The sequence below is a fragment of the Chloracidobacterium sp. genome, assembly GCA_016711345.1.
Classification (GTDB): domain Bacteria; phylum Acidobacteriota; class Blastocatellia; order Pyrinomonadales; family Pyrinomonadaceae; genus OLB17.
The window spans coordinates 3,757,750-3,781,492 of the sequence record JADJTD010000001.1 but is presented as its reverse complement, the minus strand read 5'-3'; the positions used below and the strand labels follow the sequence as shown (position 1 = coordinate 3,781,492).

At 50.9% G+C, this 23,743-nt stretch carries 10 protein-coding genes; 8 read left to right on the top strand and 2 right to left on the bottom strand.

Going from position 1 to position 23,743, the window contains the following annotated elements:
- The first annotated feature begins 30 nt into the window (after positions 1–30).
- Genes IPL32_15915 through IPL32_15900 form a run of 4 tightly spaced genes read left to right on the top strand, consistent with a single transcriptional unit; the run spans position 31 to position 4,242 of the window.
- Positions 31–516 (top strand): hypothetical protein, encoded by a 486-nt coding sequence (locus tag IPL32_15915; GenBank protein MBK8467304.1) that lies wholly within the window; start codon positions 31–33, stop codon positions 514–516.
- Positions 517–1,791, top strand: coding sequence for an imidazolonepropionase (locus IPL32_15910; GenBank protein ID MBK8467303.1), 1,275 nt, complete (start codon positions 517–519; stop codon positions 1,789–1,791).
- A gap of 36 nt (positions 1,792–1,827) precedes the next feature.
- A complete protein-coding gene (hutH, locus tag IPL32_15905) occupies positions 1,828–3,363 on the top strand; it encodes a histidine ammonia-lyase (GenBank protein ID MBK8467302.1) in 1,536 nt (511 codons plus the stop codon).
- A 24-nt stretch (positions 3,364–3,387) separates the two neighbouring features.
- Positions 3,388–4,242: a hypothetical protein gene (locus IPL32_15900; GenBank protein MBK8467301.1), complete on the top strand. Its 855-nt coding sequence runs from the start codon at positions 3,388–3,390 to the stop codon at positions 4,240–4,242.
- A 485-nt stretch (positions 4,243–4,727) separates the two neighbouring features.
- Here IPL32_15900 and IPL32_15895 read toward each other — a convergent pair whose 3' ends face one another.
- On the bottom strand, positions 4,728–13,409 hold the full coding sequence (locus tag IPL32_15895) for a VCBS repeat-containing protein (protein MBK8467300.1): 8,682 nt from the start codon (positions 13,407–13,409) through the stop codon (positions 4,728–4,730).
- A 119-nt stretch (positions 13,410–13,528) separates the two neighbouring features.
- Here IPL32_15895 and IPL32_15890 point away from each other — a divergent pair, with 119 nt between their 5' ends.
- Positions 13,529–14,086, top strand: coding sequence for a sigma-70 family RNA polymerase sigma factor (locus tag IPL32_15890; GenBank protein ID MBK8467299.1), 558 nt, complete (start codon positions 13,529–13,531; stop codon positions 14,084–14,086).
- Positions 14,086–16,545 carry a serine/threonine protein kinase gene (locus tag IPL32_15885; GenBank protein ID MBK8467298.1) on the top strand — a complete coding sequence of 820 codons (2,460 nt, stop codon included), beginning with the start codon at positions 14,086–14,088 and terminating at the stop codon, positions 16,543–16,545. Before IPL32_15890 ends, IPL32_15885 begins: the two co-directional genes overlap by 1 nt.
- Before the next feature lie 467 nt (positions 16,546–17,012).
- Here IPL32_15885 and IPL32_15880 read toward each other — a convergent pair whose 3' ends face one another.
- Positions 17,013–17,288, bottom strand: a complete 276-nt coding sequence (locus tag IPL32_15880; protein MBK8467297.1) for a hypothetical protein — start codon at positions 17,286–17,288, stop codon at positions 17,013–17,015.
- Here IPL32_15880 and IPL32_15875 point away from each other — a divergent pair.
- Positions 17,275–17,658, top strand: coding sequence for a hypothetical protein (locus IPL32_15875; GenBank protein ID MBK8467296.1), 384 nt, complete (start codon positions 17,275–17,277; stop codon positions 17,656–17,658). The genes IPL32_15880 and IPL32_15875 overlap by 14 nt on opposite strands.
- A gap of 498 nt (positions 17,659–18,156) precedes the next feature.
- Positions 18,157–23,685, top strand: a complete 5,529-nt coding sequence (locus IPL32_15870) for a hypothetical protein (GenBank protein MBK8467295.1) — start codon at positions 18,157–18,159, stop codon at positions 23,683–23,685.
- Positions 23,686–23,743: the final 58 nt, after the last annotated feature.

The window sequence follows — 23,743 nt, the reverse complement described above, 5'->3', positions numbered from 1 at the left end:
ACAAATTTTACAAGTTGGTAGGATAATTCTATGAAAAACCTAAATGCGATATTCCTTTCTGTAGTAACTTTATTCGCTTTAAGTAATCTCACCCTTGGCCAGACGAATAAGCCCGCAGAAACGGTAAAATACGATGCAGAACTAGCAAAAAAGCTCGGCGGTGACGAGCGCGGAATGAAAAATTACGTTCTTGTAATTCTGAAAACTGGACCCAAAGATGGCGATTTCAAAGGTAAAGAACGCGACGATATTTTTGCGGGACACATGAAAAACATTGGGCGTCTTGCTGACGAAGGTAAGTTGGCGGTCGCCGGGCCTTTTATGAAGAACGACAAGGGGTATCGTGGACTCTATATCTTTAATACGGCAGCCATCGAGGAAGCTCAAAAAATGGTTGAAAGCGATCCGGCGGTTAAGGCGGGGATATTGATTCCCGATATGACTCTTTGGTACGGTTCGGCTTCGCTGATGGCAACCCCCGAAATTCACAAGACGATCACCAAGCCAAAACCATAAATGCATAAAGCAGAACTCATTATTCACAATGCCGGACAACTCGTAACGTGTGTGTCCGGCGGCAAGTCGAAACGCGGATTGGCGATGCTTGATGTCGATATCATCGAAAATGGAGCGGTTGCGATCGCCGGCGGCAAGATCATTGGCGTCGGCGGGTCGGCTGCGATATTTGATTCCCATTCGTCTGACAACATAGTCGATGCCGAAGGCCGTGTTGTTTGTCCGGGCTTTGTTGATCCGCACACGCATATTGTTTTTGCGGGCGATCGGCTGAATGAATTTGAATTAAAGATCAAAGGTGCGGATTATCTTGAGATCCTGACAAACGGCGGCGGCATTATTTCAACCGTAAAACATACGAGGGCTGCAACCTTCGACCAACTCGTTGAACAAAGCAACAAACGGCTAGACAAAATGCTCGCTTGCGGAACAACGACTTGCGAGATAAAAACGGGCTACGGCCTCGACACAGAGACAGAGCTAAAAATGCTCGCGGTGATCGAACACTTAGACAAAACTCATTCGATTTCCGTTGTTCCGACCTTTCTTGCAGCTCATGCTGTGCCGCCGGAATTTAACGAAAACGCGAATGCTTATGTCGATCTGATCTGCGCTGAAATGCTGCCGCTTGCTTGGAAATGGTATGAGCAATCGCATTTCAAAACAACCAGCACACCGTTTTTCTGCGATGTATTTACTGAGAGGAATGCGTATGATCTTGCCCAATCGCGGCGTGTGTTAGAGACGGCACGAGATTTGGGATTCGGTATAAAAGCCCACGTTGATCAGTTTAATAATCTAGGCGGCAGTCGATTGGGAATAGATCTGGGTGCAGTGTCGATAGATCATCTCGATGCGATCTCGGATGAAGAAATAGATCAGCTTGCCGCAACCGAAACAGTCGGCATTGTCATACCAACAGAAAACTTTAACGCTGGCAAAACGCAATTTGCCAACGCAAGAAAAATGATCGACGCCGGATGTGCCATTGCACTTTCAACGGATTACAATCCGGGCTCAGCTCCTTGTCCATCGCAGCCTATGGCGATGGCAATTTCGTGTCGTTACCAAGAATTACTGCCTACAGAAGCATTGAATGCCGCAACAATAAATGCCGCTTATGCGATAGGCCGAGGTGACACGGTTGGCTCGATTGAGGTTGGCAAACAAGCAGATCTTTGTATTCTCGATTCTAATGATTACCGCCAAGTGGTCTATGAATTTGGCGGTAATCTAGTCCACTCTGTAATTTCAAATGGAAAAGTCGTCCTGTAAATCATTCGGCGATTTTGTGTTAATCTCTCATTGTTTATGACCACCGAGATCATCATTGACGGCGAAAGCCTCACATTTGAACAAGTTATCGCTGTTGCCTACGGAAAACCAGGTGAACCGCGTGTCGCGTTGTCCGATACAGCGAAAGCAAGCGTCAATCGCTCTGCCGATGCGGTGCAAACCCTGCTTGACCGTGGCGAGATCGCGTACGGCATTACGACGGGTTTTGGTGCGTTCAAGGACAAGATCATCAGCCGCGAAGAGGTCGAAACGCTTCAGCGAAACATCGTTTTAAGCCACGCTGTCGGCGTCGGAAGGCCGTTTGATATTCCGACTGTTCGGGCGATAATGCTGATCCGTGCAAATACGCTTGCTCGCGGGTTTTCCGGTATTAAACTTTCAACGCTTGAACTCATTCTCGAATTTCTCAATCGCGGCGTCCATCCGATCATTCCTGAAAAGGGAAGTCTCGGGGCCAGCGGCGATCTTGCGCCGCTCGCTCATTTTGCCTGCGTTCTTATCGGCGAAGGCGAAGCTGAATACAACGGCGAAACGCTCAATGGCCGTGACGCTCTCGCAAAAGCAGATCTTGCCCCTATCACACTGGCAGCCAAAGAAGGCCTTGCACTAACAAACGGCACGACTGTGATGACAGCGGTCGGAATTCTTGAAACCACAAAAGCCCGAAAACTTGCAGCACTGGCCGACGTGAGCGGCTGCCTGAGCCTCGAAGCTTTGAACGGAACGGTATCAGCGTTTGACGAACGCATCCACGCTCTCAGGCCGCATCCGCGTCAGATCGAATGTGCCGCAAATCTCCGCAAAATATTGACCGAGAGTGAATTCGTGCGCGATTTCGATCCGGCAAATGTACAGGACGCCTACACGCTGCGATGTATGCCACAGGTTCATGGAGCGTGTCGCGACGCAGTGCTTTATGCCGAATGGCTATTGAAACTTGAGCTAAACGCCGTCACCGATAATCCGCTCATCTTTGTCGATGACGCCGACAAGATAGAAGTCATCAGCGGCGGCAATTTTCACGGCGAACCACTCGCACTCGCATTTGATTATCTCGCGATCGCGTTGACAGAATTTGGAAACATCTCCGAACGCCGCATCATGCGTCTAACGGATGAGGCATCGAACTCACATATTTTACCGCCGTTTCTTACCGAACACGGCGGGATCAACTCCGGCTTTATGATCGTTCAATACACGGCAGCGGCCCTTTGCACCGAAAATAAGATCCTTGCACATCCGGCGAGCGTCGATACTATCCCGAGTTCGGCGAATGTCGAGGATCATGTTTCGATGGGTGCGACCGCGGCGCTGAAATTAAGAACTGTGGCAGAAAATCTCGAAACGATCCTTTCACTCGAAACATTTTGTGCGGCACAAGGCGTTGATTTTCGTAAAAAAGTGATTGGGTCTGACAAGAATTTGGGTGTCGGAACGAGACTGCTTTATAACAATATCCGCGCAAAGGTCCCGTTCATCGAAACTGACGTATATATGAAACCTCACATCGAATCTGTGATCGAAGTGATCCGTGAATTTTCGCCTGTATAGAACATGCAGAAATCCCTTATAATATTGGCTACATTTCTTATGGGAGCAGGCTGCTGGTCTGTCGGTTCAAAAGCTGAACCCTCTGATGCCGCAAACACTTCGCCGACCGACACTGCAAAAATGACAGAACCTCAAATGACAAAAGGATTTCTGGACAATTTGCCAAAGGCCTTCGAACAGCCGACTGACGACGCAGGTAGATTACTGCTTCGCGAATACGGAGCGGTCTTTCTCGCTCGGAATGGTGCGACCCCACCTAAGAAAGTTGTATTTAAAGACGAGGCCGACGTGTCTGCATTTCAGTCGTCGCTAAAGACCTCATCTGAAACTATCGGTGGCTACAAGATCGAACTGCAATCGTCGGCGATGACCGCACTAAAAGCAGCTATCGCCGAAGCCCGCTCGGCTCGCTTATCTATCTCGCCTCGCGGTGCCGATTCCGCACGACGCAGTTACACGCACACGGTTACGCTCTGGGCCAGCCGCGTAAACCCGGGATTGACATATTGGACCGGCAAAGACCGCATCACAAAAGTCGAGGCTAAACGGATAAGATTATTGTCGCCATTTGAGCAAGTTCCTGAAATATTAAGACTTGAACAGGACAGAATTTACTTTGCCAAAGACCTGCAAAAATCTATCATCTACTCGGTCGCACCGCCCGGCACATCACAGCACCTTTCGATGCTCGCTCTCGACGTAAAAGAGTTCGAAAACGCAAAAGTACGATCCATCCTCGCAAAACACGGCTGGTATCAAACAGTAGTCTCCGACTTGCCGCACTTCACCTATCTAGGCGTTCCCGAGACCGAACTCAACGGCTTAGGCCTTAAAATGGTAAAAAGCGGCGGTCGGGTTTTTTGGATTCCGGATATCTAAAATTGCGAGACTGAAGAAATGGTACACCCGGCAAGATTCGAACTTGCGACCCTCTGATTCGAAGTCTCGTAAAGGAGTTTATCGTGGTTTTTTCAAGTTTGGGTTTCTTCGTTTCCGTTATATTTTACTTTAGTTTGGTTGTAATCCGTTCTTTTGTGATTGGCTGATTTGGCGCACACGTGGCGCGCAAGCAGCGCGTACCTTGAAAGTATGTTCCGACGGAAATGAAAAGGAATATGGAAAGGATCGATCTCGAAGATAACCATTTGGCAGGGAATTAACGCCGCCCTTTATATTCGAGGGCATAATGTTTACGTCTCAGTGGTCATATTAGTTGACCAGTAAGACTGACCCCTCATAAGGCCCTCCCGCCGGTAGGTACCGCGATACATTCGAAAGTATGGATTCGTCGCGTGCCGGCAGTAGGGTTCTTAGGGGGTCGAGTTGTTTAAACGCCAGTCACTTTTTGTTCAACAAGCGTTCTCTTATCTAGCCCTGATCTGCCGGAGAGAGGAGATCTCTACCTGTCCTCCTATTGCTGGCAGAATCGGATCCCCTTCATTGAACATAAGCCTCTGCCATATCAAGGGCGATGACGAACCCGGTACTCCGACTGCCATGAATCTGAGATTTAGAAGTACGCCGTTGCCGGTGATCGGCATTGGGCCGTAAACAGCGACTTTCAAAAGCCCCGGTTCATTCGTGTTGAAGACGGCCGTCATGCCACGGCTGACAGATCCGACCAGATCTACCGTATTCGTCTGAGGTTTTAACACGAGAGGATCGTATCTTAGATCGAACTCATAGGCTATGATCCCTTTGTTTGCTATTCCGTCTACCTGGATCGGTATTATGATCTCGTGCTTAGCCGTTGTTGCCATATTTGGTGCCGTAACACCTATATTTCTCTCCGGCCCGCCCTGCATCGCCGGACGACCGCCGGGCAAAGAAGTGGGATCATCCCAGTTCCCGGAAACATCGCCGAAAAGCAGTGCAGTGTAGTCTTCACCCGTGATGCTGCTGATAATTGATGCATGGAAATTGCTCGTGGGGCTGAACTTCCAGGTTCCTGATGCGCCAACCGGTGTGTTTGAAACAACATAATGTGCGATCTCTGCCGCATCGAAAGACGATATTTCGCTGTTTCCGCTGACATCGGCCACAACCAACTGGCTGCCGCCTAAATACGGGAATGGCGGCCCGACGACATGTTGAGCCACTTTCGCTGCATCGAATGAGCTTATGGCAGCATTTGCTCCGCCAGTTTTGGACGGCGTGATCGTGTAAGCACCACCGCCGAATCCGCTGAGCGAATAAGCTCCGCTTGGAAAAGTGGTCAAAGCAGAGACTGAAATCGAACCGGCCCCGCTCAGCAGCACGTTCGCAACAAAACGCTGCGAAGGCGAGCCGATAGCGTTGCCGTATGTGACCGTCCCGGTGATCGAAGGCGGAACGGTCGGCGTTGCCGTCGGTGTACTTGTTGGCGTGTCTGTTGGTACATTTGTCGGCGTGTTCGTCGACGTTGTCGTTGGTGTCGGAGTGGTTAAGACACCGGTCGGGAAAAACTCCGAAGTATTCCCGTTCGCGTCAGTTACACTCGAGGTCAGCAGATCGCCTACGGTAAAGCCAAGGACAGTTGCGTCTCCAAGATCAACAGTCTTTCCGCCGTTGGTGAAGTCTAGAACAGAAAAATAGTCCGAGTTGAGAAAAGTCTCGCCCTGACCTGAGATGTCCGCTTTGAAAAATTCAACGTATAACCCAATTGGGCCATAGTTCGAGAATCCCGGAACCGAATCGACAAAGTACGTCACGTTCAGGTGGCCGCTCCCATCTATCGAATACTGGGAAATCTCGGGATAGTTCTGGAGGCGGTTTGGCCCTTCGTCGGCGTCCACGCTGTCATTGGGGTTGTGGCCGAGCGGGCCGATGTCGATACCAAGGCCGGAATTTCCATATATAGAATTGGGATCGATAAGATTACATCCGCCTGCGGCCGGATCGATCCAGACGCCCGGACCGGTGTTTTCCGCAATGATATTGCCCGCATCCGGCTCAGTGCCGCCGATCTCGGTAAGGCGTGCTCCGCCGGTTACCAGAATCCCGCCGCCGCCGTTGCCAAAGCCGCTACCGCCGCCGGGAATGGTCCCTATGATGGTTTTCTTTATGGCGTTAACTGTTGACTCACCTAAGATCTTTATGCCTGAGCCGACGCTGCCGGACACTATATTTCGCAAATTATCGGTTGGCTTGCCAATGACAATTCCATTTGCGTTATTCAGCAGTATGCCCGACTGGGCATTTGCAAGTCTCACCGGCAGTCCAGACACCGCGTTTTGTAACGAGATAAGATTGCCACTAAATTGAACTTCGGGGTTTGATGGCGGAAGGGCAGAGCTGTTTGTGCAGCCCACAGGATTGCCGATACCATCGACAAAGACACCGTTCGCTCCATTGGAAACCATCGTATTTTCAATCACCTGCACGGGAGCATCAACCAAAGGTGCGGATGGCTTGTCTTGCCGTGTATTTGGGCGTGGATAATTTGGATCTTCTTCGACCTTTATGCCGTTACCTGCATTGCCAAAGCCGGGCGTTGGAGTGTCGATGCCGCCGATGATATTTTTTTGAAGGCGATAGATCGCATTGCTTGTCCCCCGTAATTTGATCCAGACGGCATCGTTGCGATTGCCTGAGATGGTGTTGCCCAGGTTGGCCGCGGACTCAGAAGGCAGATTGCCAATATAAATGTCCCTTGAGGTTGATGCCAATATTCCGTTCAAATTACCAAGCGGTAAGGAGTTTCCTCCCGGCAGTTTGACGATGCCGATCGAATTTTTCTGAATCTTTGCCATGAATGACAAAATACCTGTTTCTCTGTGAAGTGGTGCAGGATTTTCAAGATTGAGCATCTGGATGCCGTTGCCATTATTTCCGCTTATGGTGTTTTCGGTGATTTCCGTTTGTGATGCATCGTCTCTCAACGTGATGCCGTTTCCCTGATTCGGCACGGGAATCGCCTGGTCAGTGGTGCCGATCAGGTTGTTTTTGACAATATTCCCCATGGTGTCGTTGCCTTTTATGACAACTCCGTCGCCGGTGCTGCCGCCGATAATGTTGGCGAGGTCCGCCGTGTCGCCACCGATGATGTTGTTTGTCGCATGGAAAAGATAGATCGCATTTGTATTACCCAAAACTTCATCAACCGACTTTTTGAGACCGATCCTGTTTCCTTGAACTTTGTTGGTGGACGGAAGGTCGTAAACGGACGGATTGGCATTTCTACTTCCGATAAAAACTCCGTATCCAGTTGTAGGATCTGGATTGATATTCCCGGAAATGACATTACCCTGATGGCCACTCGCACTTCCGCCGATTAGATTGTTTTGGGCCTTATCGAGCAAGGCAATGCCGCCCAGACCGTTGCCAATAGGAGATGTGCCGTCGACGTTAGTTCCTATCAAATTATTTTGGACCTTATTATCCATAGCCGGCAAAACACCTGTCGGACTATCAGGCAGCAAGTCCTTGAAAGCCTGCATCTGAGCAGGTTGATTACCGCTTATAGAAATACCGAATGTGGTATTTCCTGAAACAAGATTACCAATTATGCTGTTTTGGCTCGCACCCACAATCGCAATACCCATTCCATTTGGCCGAGCCGCAAATCCGTTTGCGTCCGTTCCTATTTTATTTCGGGCTACAGTATTATTCGTCGCACCAATTCCGATCAAAAGTCCAACCCCTGCAGTTTGACCGGAGATAGCATTGTCTTTTATTTGGGACAATTGAATATCACCGACTAGAGCAATACCCAAGGTGTTAGGGAACGTTTCGTCACTTTGGTTTATCCCTATTCTGTTTCCTGTTATTGATACACCTGAGAGAAAAGCTGCCGCAGTGCCGGCAGTTATGCCTACTCGAATGTTTCCGGCGATCACATTGGGGGCGGTCAAGCTGCCGACGGAGGTGTTGCCGGCATTAACCACGACACCTACTATATTTGGAATTGCTGTATGCTGGTCGCTCGAAAGGCCGATTACATTTCCCAGGATGCTATTGCCAACACCCGCTGACGCATCAACTAGAACTCCCGTCGGGACTACATTCGGATCCGTTTGTAGATCTTGGCCGGAGATAACATTTCGTGCCGCTCCGAGGCCGCCCACAGTATTACCTGTTGCACCGGTCACAAGCACAACTCCATTTCGTCCGTTATGTACAGACATGGCTCCATTTGGGTCAGTTCCTACAAGGTTTCCAATTACACGATTGCCGGTTGAATTCTCAGTGATCGCAACGCCATCGCTTAAATTGCCGGAAATAACATTACCCCTGTGAGAAGCATCACTGCCTCCAATCGTGTTATTGTTCGATCCCGCGATAATTATACCGACACCGTTCCCGCCGTAAGGGGCGCCATTATTTTGGATGAGGTTGCCATTCTTGTCAGTTCCGATGTAGTTTCCGGTAACCTCATTTGTCCCGCCAGTGGAGATTAAAATGCCGACATTATTTCCTGATATCAAATTGTCCGGCGACGAGCCGCTGTCCCCGATATGATTGCCCGAACCTTGGACAACTACGCCAGCGGGTTGTGGATGTGCAATATCAATCGTTAATCCGTCGGGATTGATGCCAAGATAAGAGCCATAAACGGTAATCCTATTGCCAAACAGGTAAACTCCTGAGCCGAAAAAACGATTCACGGTAACGCCGCCAAGTCTTGAACCGTCGCTTCCCGCGGCAAACACAATTCCGAAAGAACTCCCGGCATTTATACCACTTATCTCTATGATCGGCGTGCCTGGATACCCGGGCTGTGATTCTCCTCGGATCGAAACAGGCTGTGTTATATCAGGTAACTGGCTTGCCGGTGAAATAGTTTGTACACCGCTGCCAGGTATATTGAACTCAATGGTGTCAAAGCCCGGTCGGGCGTTTGCCTCCTCGATCGCTGCTCGAAGTGTGCATTGCAGGCCGCTGTTGCTTGTATCGACATCGCAAAAACCATCTGTAGTGTCGGCATCAGGTTCGTCGCCGGTGACGTTTACGATGATCGGCTGGGCGCAAGACACCGTCGGCGAAGATAGAAACTCATCACGCGTCAACCCAAGCGTACATGCGCCGCCTGCGAGGCATGAAAACTCCGAGGTGCTGCCAAAGCTGTCAGTTGCAGTGCCGGTGATAGCGGCTCCGTTTGGCACCGTAACGGTCGATGTAAATGTAAACGAACCACCGCCGTTGCCGTTGGTCGTGACGTTTTGCGAGCCGATGTAGTTCTCGCCTTCGCCGCTGCCGCTCGGGCCAGCGGCTCCGTTTGAATAGAAATCGATCCGATATGTACGACCCGGGTTGCTGCCTAGTGCGCCGTCAACTGTGACGGTACCATTGCCGTTAAATATAGGTGTAAAAAGTATCGGGAAATTCTGCAGGTCGTTAGGCCCGACATCTGCGTCCTGACAGTCGTTCGGATTTGGCCCGTCGCCGGTCGTGCTTGTTCCGGTTCGTTGAAGGTCAATACCTAGTCCGCCATTGTCGTGAATGTGGTTTTGACTGATATTCACGCCGACTGGGATGAAACCTAGGTCATTGTAAGGGCTGGTCAGAAACACGCCTGCACCGTTGTTGTGGGCAATGATATTTGCATCAGCCGGTGAGCCGCCGATCTTGGCGCCGCCGAAATAGTCGAATATGCCGTTTGCCTCATTGCCAAGCGGCGCGCCGACTTTATTGACGCCGATATAATTGTTTGAGATGAGCAGGTCGCCGCCAAAATTGCGCAGTCCGATGCCCGAATTGTGATTGCCTGAGATAACGTTTCGCGCCGGAGGCTCATTGCCGCCGATCGCAAGGCTGCCGAATCCGTTTGTGACAATGAATGCCGCCTCGGCAAACTCGGCATTAGCCAAAATATTGGTTCCCGTCGTGTCCGTTCCGATCAGATTGTTATATACGTTGCAGTTTGCGAAGCCAAATGTGTAAGCTCCGCAATTGGCGCCGGAACCGACATTGCCAGAGAGAAGATTCCCGCCGAATACATATCCGCCGTTCCCGTCCGATCCATAGCCGCCGATATACGAAGTAGTCGGGTCGTAGAGAGCTCCGCCCATGCCAATGCCAATGATATTTGGCAGTGATTGAGTTCCGGTGAGATCAGTGCCGATAAAATTGTTAAATGCCCCGACAGTTCCCCAGCCAAATCTAAGTAAAGCATTGCCCTGGGCAAAATGCGTGGTGGTATATTGGCCCGATAGCAAATTGCAGAAACCGGTACAGCTACCACCCAGCGTCGTCCCGCCCGGAGAGCCGAAATATGAATAAGTGTCAGAGTTGACGATTAAAACGGTGCCGGTTATGAAGCCTATGCCGGAATGTACATTGTCCTGTGTATTTGGTATCGAGACTGTTCCGGTGATGTCCGTGCCGATGTTGTTGCCGACGATGGCACAATAGCCGCCTTCGCTGTAAGGCGATCCGGGAAAGCCGCAATAGATCGCGTCGAGGCCGTTGCCGGAGATGATATTCCGTCCGGATTGCGTGATCGAGCCGATGAACGTTGACGTTTGCGGGATGGTTCCGATCGCCTTGCCGCAATTGCCAAGTGGCTGCAAGCCGTCGGCACTAGTTCCGAGCCGGTTGCCCTTGAACGTATTAAATTCCGTAAGCAGTACGCCGGTAACAAGATCGATCAGAGGAGCAACAATTATTCCGTCGCCATCGCAGCCGGGATAATTTGGATTGCCCGGCTGACGATCTGTACCGTTGCCGGAAACGACATTGCCTTCGCCAGCTCCGTCGCCGCCAAATTTATTATTCGATCCCGACAGGAACACGCCTGTACCATTTTGAAGGCGCACATTGCCATTTCGCGTGGTGCCGATCAAATTTCCAAAGATATTGTTATTATTTCCGGCCGTAATATCGAGGCCGAGGCCGTTTAAAGTACCGGTAGTGAGGCCAGACATCACGTTTGTGATAATGTTGTTATTATCCGCATCAAAAATAAGAACACCCGTGCCGCCATTTTTGGCAATAGTTCCGGTCGAGTCAGTTCCCAGATAATTGCTTTGTATAAGATTGTTGCTTGCGTTTGGTGACAAGGCAGTGCTTTCGATGGTAATCGAGTTCGATCCCGTGGTGCTGCCCGTATTAGGGTCCTGGAATCCCTGAAAATTATTTATTGCAAGATCGGAGACCGAGCAATTGCTCGCCCTGATTTTGATACCGTCCGCGATTCCAGCCTGGCCGCCGGTGATCTCAACCAGTTTCGCTCCTGTATTATCGGTCGGGGCGGCGAGACGCGTGCCGTTTGCCCTTATGACCGGAAGCTGCGACAAAGGCGTAATGGTATGAACTCCCGCCCCCGGTATTAACAGAGCGATCAAAGAACCGGGTTGGCCGTTCGCCTGTGTGATCGCGGTCCGCAGCGAACAATCGCCAACTCCATCACACGGCGTACCGACATCATCAACTGTGTTCACGATGATGACAGCAGTCGGATCAGTCTGTACAACGCTGGGAATACCTGATCCGGTATGCAAAACAACAAGGTCGTCCATTGCGTCGCCGTTGATCCGCATCGGTAAGACGGCTTGCGTGGCAAATTCACTTTCGAGTGCGACGACCTCGTTACGCAGCACGCCGTTGTCATCTTTTGGTTGAGTGAAGATATTGATCGTCGCTCCTGCAAGGATCAGATCATCGCTGCCGCTCGAAGAGGTGCGTGAATTTAATGATCTTTTTGCTGAGACTGAACCTTCACTGAGCCTTGCGTCTGTGACCAAAGTCTCAAGACTCCACGCCGCGAGGTTCGATGGGCGGGCCGAAATAGTTTTGAGAAAGCCTTCTTTTGCTTTTTCGCTTTTTGCACTTGCCAATGCGGCGCGTTCCGATGCCAAGCGCGCCTTTTCTGATGGTTCAAGAGCCGCATATTGCTTGCCCTTTTCCGTAAATCGATCGAGGAGAGCCTTTTGCTTGTCATCGTTCGACGCCCTGCCGTCGACGAGCAACGCACCGCCCGGATCAGAGGCTGAAGTGTCAAGGACCGGTTCGGGCAGCGTTCCTATATTTACTGCGTCAACGTCAACTGGCAGGAATTGCGGCGTATTGGTTTTGGCCGAATAAGGAGCGCGAGTGCGAGTTGCTGATTGGACTGGTTTCAGCCGAAAAATATTGCTGCCGGAAAGAATCGCGAGCGACTTTTGTCTCTCGCCGCTAAAGTTACCTATCGCCAGGCCTTCAATGGTCGAAGGCATTTGTTTACGCTCGACGATGGCCGCCGGACGTTTGATTCCCGATCCTTTTAGAACGTCCCAAGGATAAGCTTGGCCGCGTTCGCTGATCACAGTTAAGTTCGTTCCGCCGCCGACGGCGATGTCCGAATAGTGATCGCCGTTAAGGTCGCCTATAGCGATCTGAGTCGCCGGAGACGCAAGCTGAAACGCCTCAGGTTTATATTTGAAGGCGCTCTCAGGATGCTCGAAAACTAACATTTGAGCGCCTTTTTTATTTGTCACAGTAACCGCAACATCGGCCTGGCCGTCCGCTAGCCCTATCTCGCCGACCACAAAGGCAGTTATGTTGCCGTCCAATGCGATCGTCCTTGGAGCTGAGAATGTTCCGCTTCCAAAACCGGCAACGAGCGTAATCGTCCTCGAACCAATTGCGGCGGCAATGATGTCTTTTTTGCCGTCGGCGTTGAAATCACCTGCTTCCAGATAATCCGGCGACATGCCGAGCGTCGCCGCGTTAGTCGATGCCGAAAACGGCTCTGGTGTTTCGAGGCCTTGAGCATTTAACAGGAGCGACCGATTTGCTTCAGGGTTGCCGTGATACAGTCGAATATTTCCGCCCGAATCCGAGACGATTAGGTCCGCTGTGCCGTCAGAATCAAAATCCGCCGATGCGAGCAGTTTTCCGGGAGCGGTGGCTTGTCCGTCATTTGTTGCCAGATCAATTCCATCGGCAAGGCTTATGTTTGGAAACCCAACGCCTTTCTCACGAGAAGTATCGGGCTTTTCATTATGTTTGACATTTGCCTGATCGCTCTCAGTTTGGAGTTTTGCCGGTGTTTCCCATCCAAATAGCAGCAGGCAGGAACCAAATAGAATGAAAGCAACCGTGATCGCAGCTCGATAGGGTGTGGCAAATCGTTTTCGGGTGTTCATAGTGGTCATAGCTCCGTTAAATTATTTCTCACCTATACAGGGCGTAAATTGACCGCATTTCACCTAATATTTTTTTCAGTAAATCTCATTCGTGTTATATTTCAATGTAAATAACTGTTATGCAGGAAGTTACGCGACTCTTAAAAGAGATAACCGATGGCGACGGAAAAGCGCCTGAGGAACTCTTGCCGATCGTTTACGACGAGTTAAAAAAACTCGCTAGCAGCTATATGCGAAACGAACGAGAAGGGCACACCTTGCAAACAACGGCACTTGTCCATGAGGCATACATTCGCTTGGTTGATTGGAAGAATGTGAGTTGGCAGAACCGGGCTCATTTTTTTGCAGTTGCGGCACAGTTAATGAGAAAGACCCTCGTCGATTACGCCCGCAGCCACCGGGCTGAAAAGCGAGGTTCCGGTATACAAAAGATCGTTCTTGACGAAGCCATCACATTCGCCGCTGAGAATGATCTCGATTTGCTAGCCCTAGACGAAGCACTTTCCATGTTGGAGAAGATCGATCCTCGGCAGAGTCGAATTATTGAAATGCGTTTCTTCGGTGGACTGACGATCGAAGAAACTGCCGAAGTTATGGACCTCTCCGCGGCAACCATAACTAACGAATGGACGATGGCACGCACCTGGCTTTACTCTCGGCTAAAAGGCAACGACTAATGACATCGCCGGAAACCTGGGAAAAGATCAAACGGATATTTCATGAGGCTCGCGAAATGGAGCCTGACAGCCGGCTCGAATTTGCCAGAGCAGAATGCGGCGATGATTCGCAAGTTTGGAACGAGGTAGAGCGTTTACTTTTGTCCTTGGACGACTCGGAAGGTTTTATCGAGGAATCCATATTAGCGTCTTCCGCTTCATACTCCGGTAAAAGGATAGGCAATTATCGCATTGTCCGCGAGATCGGACGCGGCGGTATGGGCGTCGTTCTGCTCGCAGATCGCGAGGGCGGCGAATTCGAACAGCAGGTTGCCATCAAGATACTTAAACGCGGCATCGATTCAGATGAGATCGTGCGACGCTTCAGTCAGGAACGTCAGATACTCGCGTCGCTGAACCATCCGAATATCGCCTGTCTGTTGGACGGCGGAACGACCGATGACGGTTTGCCATACTTTGTTATGGAGTACGTCGACGGTGTACCGTTGATCAAGTATTGCTTTGAAAATGCGTTGACCGAAGATGAAAAGATCCGATTGTTTCGTGATGTCTGCGCCTCGGTAAGTTTTTCCCATGGGCGCCTTATCGTTCATCGGGACCTCAAACCGTCGAACATTCTCGTAACGAAAAACGGCATACCAAAATTGCTGGATTTCGGGATCGCAAAGATACTCGGTACCGAAGCGGAAGCGACCCGTCTGACGCAAACCTCCAACCGCCTTTTGACTCCAGAATACGCAAGCCCCGAGCAGATTCGCGGTGAGGAGATCACGACCGCATGCGATGTTTACAGCCTCGGCGTCATCCTCTACGAACTGCTTACCGGTAAGTTGCCTTACAATTTCATGACACGATCCGCTGAGGAGGTTTTTCGTCTGATTTGTGATGTTGAGCCGGTCTCACCGGAAACGACCTCAGGCCTACGGATCGACTCAGATCTTAAGAATATTGTCCTCATGGCGCTTCGAAAGGAACAAGATCGTCGCTACGAATCTGTTGAAAAGTTTAGCGAGGACCTTAGGCGTTACGAAGCACACCTCCCGGTCACCGCCCGTGCCGACACATGGAAGTATCGTTCATCAAAATTTGCCCGGCGAAATCGCGTTGCCGTCGGGGCCGGCGTGTTGATCTTTTTGAGTTTGGTTGTGGGGATCGCGGCTACCGCCTGGCAGGCCGCCATTGCCCGACTCGAACGCGATAAAGCGATGATAGAGGCAAAAAGATCTGAGGGGTTGAATGCGTTTCTTCAGAGCATTCTGGTCTCACCCGATCCTGAGACAGACGGGAAAGATGTTAAGTTCATCGAGGTTTTGAACGCGGCGGGCGATAGGATTGAGAACGAATTTTCAGGTCAGCCGGAGCTAAAGGCCGACGCTCTCAACGTTATCGGATACACATATAACCAGCTTGGTCTATACGACATGGCTGAACCCAAACTGCGTGAAGCGAGAGAACTGAATCTGGCCAATCGTGGAGCCTCTGATGTGCATACTTTTAAGAGCAATGCTCTGTTGGGCGAATGTCTAGGAGAACAGAATAAGACGAACGAAGGAAGAGGTTTTTTAGAAGAGGCAGTTGCACAGGGGCGTGCGATCTACCCAGCTGGAAGCTCGGACCTTGCTTTCGCTCTGATGACGCTTGGGGAAGATTATAACCGTGGAGGTGAACCCGAACGAGCTAAGCCGATCCTTGCGGAATCTGCGGCGATGTATCGTTCGGCGGAGGGCGATGACAGTCCAAATGTAGTAACTACGATGCTCGCTCTTGCACGCGTTCGGGAATTCACCAATGACTATGCCGGTGCCGAAACAGATGAACGAGAGGTGTTGCGTATTTCCCGCAGGCTCCCGAAAAAATTCGACATACGCACGTCGCAGGTACTCTCCAATCTTGGTAATATCCTGAGGATAAACGGAAAGCTCGATGAAGGTGAGGTATTGTTGCGAGAAGCAGTGGAACGCTCGGTCAACATACAGGGCGAAGCTTATAGCTCCGCACAGGCAAGGTATTATTACTCAAGACTGCTTCTCGAAAAAGGTGACCTAAAAGCAGCCGAGGCCGAGGCTCGTAAGGCAGTTGAAACGCTAACCGCGATAAAATTACAGAATTACACACTGCGGTTATCTATGAGTGTACTCGGATTAGCGTTGACGAAAATGGGCAGGTCGGGCGAAGGGGAACAATTGATAAGGAAAGCCCTTACTGACGAAACAAATCTACAGCCGAAAGACGAGCGCCACGTCGCCGTTTTTCAAATGACCCTCGGTGAGTGCTTGCTTTACCAAAACAAATTTGCCGAAGCAGAAACCCAACTCATTGCCGCGCATAATATTTTGCAGCAGAGCTTTACAGATCGCAGTGCCTATACAAGGCAAGCGGCCTTAGATCTTGCCACATTATATGAGAAGTGGCATAAACCCGATCAGGCCGAGGCGTTTCGCGAAATCCGATCCAAATAGAATGTGTCCTGTTAAAATCACCGACAAGAGGTCTTCCCGAAAGATTTCGACACGTTTTATTCATTTTGACTCTCGACACCAAATTCTTGCCTTATTGCCAACGCTCAAAAAAACGCTTCAAATATGCTCAAAACATTGTTCGGCCATGTGATTTTATGAGTTGGCGCATACACGGTAAGAAGCCATGCTCATAAGCATACAATTTGTAACTGCTAAACTATCCATTTAATAGAGTTATATGGTACACCCGGCAAGATTCGAACTTGCGACCCTCTGATTCGAAGTCTCTGAAAGGTGTTTTTCGGGGTTTTACTCAGTCTGAAATTGTGCTTTTCAGTTAGATTGTAGTTTAGTTTCGTTGTCCTGCCTGCGTTTGTGTTTGGCTGGCTTGGCGCATACGTGGCGCACCAATTTTAAGTACTATTTCTGAAGTCGTTCGTTGATCTCCGATGAGCGTCCGTTGAAAGTTAGTCTATTTCAACCGCTGAAACCTTTATGATTCCAATGACAAGGTTTGCCGCAGGATCGCCCTCGTTGAACATTATCCGCTCAAAAGTGAGCTGCGAAACTGTTCCCTCCGCTCCGACTGCGAGGAACCTTAGATTTAGCAGCACGCCGTCTTCGTTGATGGGTATCGCTCCGTAAACGACAACACGCAAAAGGCCGGCGGACAGTAGGGCGAAGGCAGAAGCAAAAAGAAGCGGGCCGGAGCGAGGTATCACAATTGAATTGCCAACACTCATTGCTGTTGAAAAAGAGGTTGTTATTCCGATAAATGTTCGGGGTATTGCGAACAAAGGCGTGATCTCGTATGAGTTTGATCTCAGATATGATCCTACGGTGATACAGCCGCTTGTTGATACAGCTGATCTGAAAGGCACTGCGAGTCGCGGGCTTTCTTTTGTTACAAATGCTTCGGAGCCGGGGCTTTTGAGGGTTGTGGTTTACGGGGCCTATCCGATCGATGAGAATGGCGTGCTGCTGAATCTCAGATTTACGTCCGTTGGTTCGGCCGGTTCTATTTCGCCGATCTCGTTTGATCGGATAATGTTTAACGAGGGCGACACGCAAGGGTCAGTGGCTAATGGTCTGGTCGAGATTGTGGGGAATTAAAAAGGAGAAGAATTAGAGGCGAAACAGCACGATTCAGCCAAAGCGGAATATCTACCGCGTGCTGCCTTCAGGTACGTCGATAGTCCGTGCGATATCACATCCTGGACAACGGAATTGTATGAACATTTTACTCTCCTCGAAAACTCCAAAGTACAATTATTGTACTCAATAGAATCAACAACTTACAGACATTTTGACCTCAAAAGTCCAATTCTTCAAGACATTTTGGCCTGACAGTTTCGCTGTTTTTCTATTCCTAATCTTCCTTGTAGTTGTTCATTGCCCAAAGTGAAATACAGGCTAATGTTGCGTGATTCTTTGGCCAAATCTCAAGTTTTTTGTCCAACTTTGCTTGTTTATTACGCTTAGATATATAGAACTGATAACAAAGGATCTGTAACTTACCGGGGATTTGCTGAAGATGAGGTCGCGCGAAAGATTGCGCATCTAATATTGAAGCATTCGTACAGATACTGCGAACGACCTCGATGGAGACCAATGAAGAACAGAAGCGACGCACGAAATTGCAGACGAACTAACAGCTTTTTGAGCTTTAAGACGCTTATTATCGCAGGATTTGCCGTGGTGATGTTCCTTGGAATATCGTCGCTTGCTCGGTATACGCGAACCGGAGCGACGCACGAATGGGACAAGAGTATGCCGACGCTTAACGGCGAAGCGGCGGTAGATTATCTTAGGAAAGATTCAACCTACGGCTCGCTCACTGAGGCGAAGTCGTCGATAAAAGTTGACGACGCCTTAGAGTCACCTGCGGTCGTTACCGATCCGCCGAGCATTGGCCGGGATATATATAACTATATGCCCGAGATGAAGGGAGACTCGGCGATCGGAAAACTAAAGGCGATGGGCAACTATACGTCGCTTTTGGAAGCGGTAACCGCAGAGCGCTATCGCATCGAGACGACCGGCACGCAAACAACCGCGCGCAACGACGCGAACGCTTTGGAGATTAGTTTCACCGAAACCGGATTGCGGCTCAAATCAACAGTGAAGGATCGCACGCGGACATCGAACTGGCGCCTGGACAGTGTGGGTTACGGCCGGTATCAAACGTCAGCGGCAGCCGGGAATCGGCGAACGGCGGGCAATCGCGCCGAACTGCTGAGACAGGATCAAAAGCTGACCGAATGGTTTGTCAATAGACCGGAAGGGTTGGAGCACGGTTTTACTTTGGCGGCGCGGCCTGAAGTTGAAAATAGTGGGGAACCGCTTCGACTCGTGATGGCCGTCAATGGCGATCTCACTGCGAAGGCAGACGAAGACGGACAAGCCTTGACGCTGACCGACGACGCAGGGACGAGCAGCCTGCGGTATGAAAAGCTCAAGTCATGGGACGCAAACGGAAAAGAACTTTCTTCACGAATGCTCACCGAAAAAGAAGGTGAAGTTTGGTTTGAGGTTGAGGATGCATCGGCTATCTATCCGATAACGATTGACCCGACATTTATTCAGCGACAGAGGATCGATAACCCTGGACTATTCACGAACGTCGACGATCGATTTGGTTGGGACGTAGCCATTTCCGGCGATACAGCTGTCGTGGGTGCATATCAGGCCTCTCGTGATGCAACTACAGCGACGGGCATAGCTTACGTATTCGTTCTACAAGGCGGCGTCTGGACCCTGCAGATCCGGCTCTTTCCGGGATCAAATGGTATCAATGATGAGCAATATGGTACGAGCGTCGCTATATCGGGCAACACGGTGGCGGTAGGAGCTCCCCATACGAAGTTCGATAATTCGGTCGCCGGCCAGGTTCATGGCGCTGTCTATGTTTACACGCGCAGCGGAAATGTGTGGACATTTCAGCAACTGATAAGGGCCGCTGACACCGCCAAGGGCCTCACCTTTGGAGAATCAGTCGCTCTCGAAGGCGACCAGCTAGTGGTTGGAGCTTCCCGGAGATATCCGCAACTCCCGCCAGCCCAAACCCCTGCGGCCGGAGTCTATTCCTTCGTCCGTGTTGGCAATACCTGGGCTCAGCAGCAGAAATTGACATGTTCAAATTGCCTGGGGTTTGGCCAAGAGGTCGTCCTCGAAGGGAATACTCTGTTGGCACCTTCCAAAAATACGGTTATTGGCACCTCCGCGGGTCCAGGACTCGTTATGGCCTATACCCGGATCGGTTCATCGTGGGGAGCACCTCAGCAACTTGTGCCGAAAGATCCATCGGTAAATTCGTGTTTCGGGAGCTCCGTCGCGGTCTCAGGAGACATAGCCGTTTTCGGAGCGGATGCAGGGCGTTGCAATAGTACCCAATTGCCGGGATCCGCCTACATTTTCACGCGAGCCAGCGGATCATGGTCACAGTTTCAAAAAGTGAATGCCAGCGATGGTTACAACAACGACAACTTTGGACGAGCAGTCGCGATCGAGGGTGAAACGATCGTGATCGGAGCTCCCGGAGATGAAGGACCGGGCAGTACGGTCGAGGGAGCCGCATACGTTTTTACCCGTGGAACCGTGCAATGGTTTGAGACCGACCAGATCAACGACGCATCGTTGGCGAGAGCATATTTCGGAACGTCGGTGGTGATCAAGGGCGGTATCATGTTCATCGGCTCCCCCGGTGCGTCGACCAACCCAAACGGAGCCGTTTACACATATGATGGGGGCAATGTTCAAACAACTATGCGGCGGCCGAACCTAGGCGGGCTAACACAGGGAAGTGTGAATCAAGGCCTGAACGATATCGACGCACCCCTCATATTTGAGACAACGCCTGCAGATCTGACCGCGATGCCAGGCGTGACAAAGGGACTCGTCGCAGACGGAGTTACCCCGCTTCTTTTTGAGTTGACTGTGCCAATAGAGGCGTTTCCCGGCGGCGGTGAACTTCAGTACCGCGTCGAAGCGGAGATCATGGGCGGCGGTACCCTTGACGGGGTTCCGATCGCAGACAGGCTGCTGGCTTTGAATTCAGGTGCCTGGACGACCGACCGCGATCTAACATTTACGGCGGCCGCCAATACTCGTTATGCATACCTTTTGCCAATAGGTTCCGACCAACTTCATTTCGACAGCGGCACAAACGAGCTCAAAGTCCGGCTAAAATTTACCAACCTCGCCACCCAACTGGAGGCCGGCCAGAAGGTCTTTTATATTCGCAAACCTCCGATCGCTTTGATCCACGGATACAATACCGATGGTGAATGGGGCGACATTTTTCAGGGCGTCCTCAGCACGTCGAGACCGCGAACGCTCAATGGTCAACCAGATTTTATTCGTACCATCAAATACGGAAACCTGCCGGTCGACTATCCGGCGACCGAGCTGCAAAATACGGTCCTTCCGTTTCATCAGTTGGTGCCACTGGTTTGGAATGAGTTTGACGAGATGCGTTCATCGATCTTGACAGGATGGGCAATGACGCGGCATGATGTCGTCGCACATAGCCAGGGCGGGATATTGACGCGCTTGCTCAGTTCAAAAAACAGCAATCCGTTCTCGCCACAACCTTTTCGCAACCCTGATAATTTTAATCGCGGACGCTTTCACCGTGTTGTTACTATTGGTTCGCCGCATAACGGCACGAGGATCGTAAGGTACATGTTGGCGTTACAGGGCCGGTTTCAGGGCACCTCGTCCGGTCGCAGATCGCTCGGAATCTCCGGTTTGGTGTCAAATTTTCTGATCTCAAATGGCACGGCCCAGAACAAGTTCGACCCGGCGGGGCCTCAGATCATGCACATCAATCAGCCGGGATCGAGTGCACCATGGGCACCGGATCCGGCGGCGAAGTTTCATCTTGTTCAGACGACCGTCAACTATGGCCTTGCTCCAAGTTTCTCGGCGTTCAGCTATTCCGACTACGGACTGGGATTGAACAATGCCAACGGAGGCCTAGTGCTGCCGCGCGGATCGGACGGCGTCGTCGATTTTGACAGTATGACGGGGACGACACCCGAAGCGGGACAAAGCCCGCCAGACAACTCTTATCAAATGCCATCGAGTCTTCTGGTCTCGCACGCCTTCGTTGACCCGACGGGTTTTAGCATCGATCTCGGTGCAGGTGTCGACCTATTCGGGGGAACGGCCGGCCAGGTACAGGCATCCGAGGTAGCTCTGCACACCATACGTGCGCTCGATCAAGACCCTGCCCTGCCTGCGTCTGAACGTGTTTTCGGGTCATTTCGCCTGCCTGCTCCGATCCCTCAATCAGTCGTCGACAACATTCAGACAGCGGCCGAAAACGTAACGCCAGGCATTGCAGAAAGCATCGGTTTGATCGTCAGTAGATCAAACCAAAATGATCGTATCGCTGGTTCTGTCACAAGAACGTACCAATTCAATCTGCCAGCGGGCGAAACGTTTGCCGCACCAGTTTTCTGGTCGGCCGAACGTTACGGGGTAAACGGGATATCAGCTCAAGGAGTTTCGGTCACTTCAGTCTCTGGGCAGCCTGGTCAGGTGTCGCTCAATATTGATATGGACGTGCTCGGAGACGTTGCGCTTTACGGAACGGCGACGACCGTCAGCGGAAAAGTGATAACCGGCCAACCGATACTTGCTTTCTCCACCGAACCGAGTGCACCCGCATTTAACCTTACATCCATCGAGATCAAACCCAACACGGGAGAGTATCCCGTAGGCTCTGGTATCCAACCGCATCTCCGTGCGATCTACTCCGACATCAACACTCCAAGCAATCCGCCGCTCAGCCTTCTCAGATGGATAACCCCGGCCGAACTAAATGTTACAGCGTCCAACCCGAATGTCCTGAATGTAAATGACAGACTGTCGTGGAACTTCGTTGGCGAGGGCCCGGTAAATGTCGATATAAGTTGGCGCGGAAGATCAACCACTGCGTCATTTGTGGGCACAAGCAGCGGCACTGGCCCGACGCCGACAGCAACACCGACGGCAACTGTGACGGATACACCAACGCCAACGGCGACAGCGACAGATACTCCTACACCTTCGAGCTCTCCTGCGATTATCGGAACCATTACTTATGGAAATGCAATTCCTGCGGCTACACGTTTTGTGTCAAACGTACTGATCAGCGGTGCGGGTTCGCCGAACGTTTCGACAACGACTGCCGCTCCGGACGCAAACGCGGGGCAATACGCGCTGACTGGTTTCGGTGCAGGCTCATATACTGTGACGCCGACAAAAACGGGTGGATCGAACAGCATTACTTCATTCGATGCCGCCCGGATCTCACAGCACGTTGCAGGGCCGCCTAACCCGCAGTTGACAGGTAATCAGTTGATCGTTGCAGATGTCAGCGGAAACACTTCGGTCACGTCGTTCGATGCTGCGATGATCGCAAAATTTGTTGCCGGACCGCCCTACGTCGCACCGGGAATCGGTTCGACATCGACCTGGAGATTTACACCGACAAACAGAAACTACGCATCGGTTGCAAGCAGCATTTCAGGAGAAGACTTCTCAGCACTACTGATGGGCGAGATTTCGGGAAACTGGAACAACACAGGAGCGAGGCCTTTTGATGGTAAACAGTTTGCAGAAGCAGAAAGCAGCGGGCGGGATATTGGCATCACGGTTGGATTGCCAGCCCTGACTGCTGTTTATAAAGAGATCGAGGTTCCGGTAAATGTTAGGGGTATTGCGAACAAGGGCGTGATCGCCTATGAGTTCGATCTCAGATATGATCCAACAGTCATACAGCCTTTGGTTGATCCGGTAGATGTGAAAGGAACAGCAAGCCGCGGGCTTTCAGTTGTGACAAATGCGACTGATCCCGGGCTTTTGAGGGTTGTTGTTTACGGCGCTTATCCGATAGACGGCGATGGCGTTCTTTTGAACCTTAGGTTCACGCCAGTCGGTAAGCCCGGTTCAGCATCGCCACTTTCGTTCGAGCGGATCATGTTCAACGAAGGCGATCTGTTGACAACAATAACTTACGGACGGGTCGAGCTTTCAGTTGCAGCGGAGAACGAGGACGAGATCAACCGAAATGGAAGTCAGACCATTCCAAGTAAAACAGTTTCGACGGGAGCGTTAGCAAGCGTACGTCGAAAATTTCGCGCATCGTTGTAAAGGTAGGAGTTACCAGTTTGGGCATTCCAGGCTCGCAGGAGTATTGGAAATCAATATA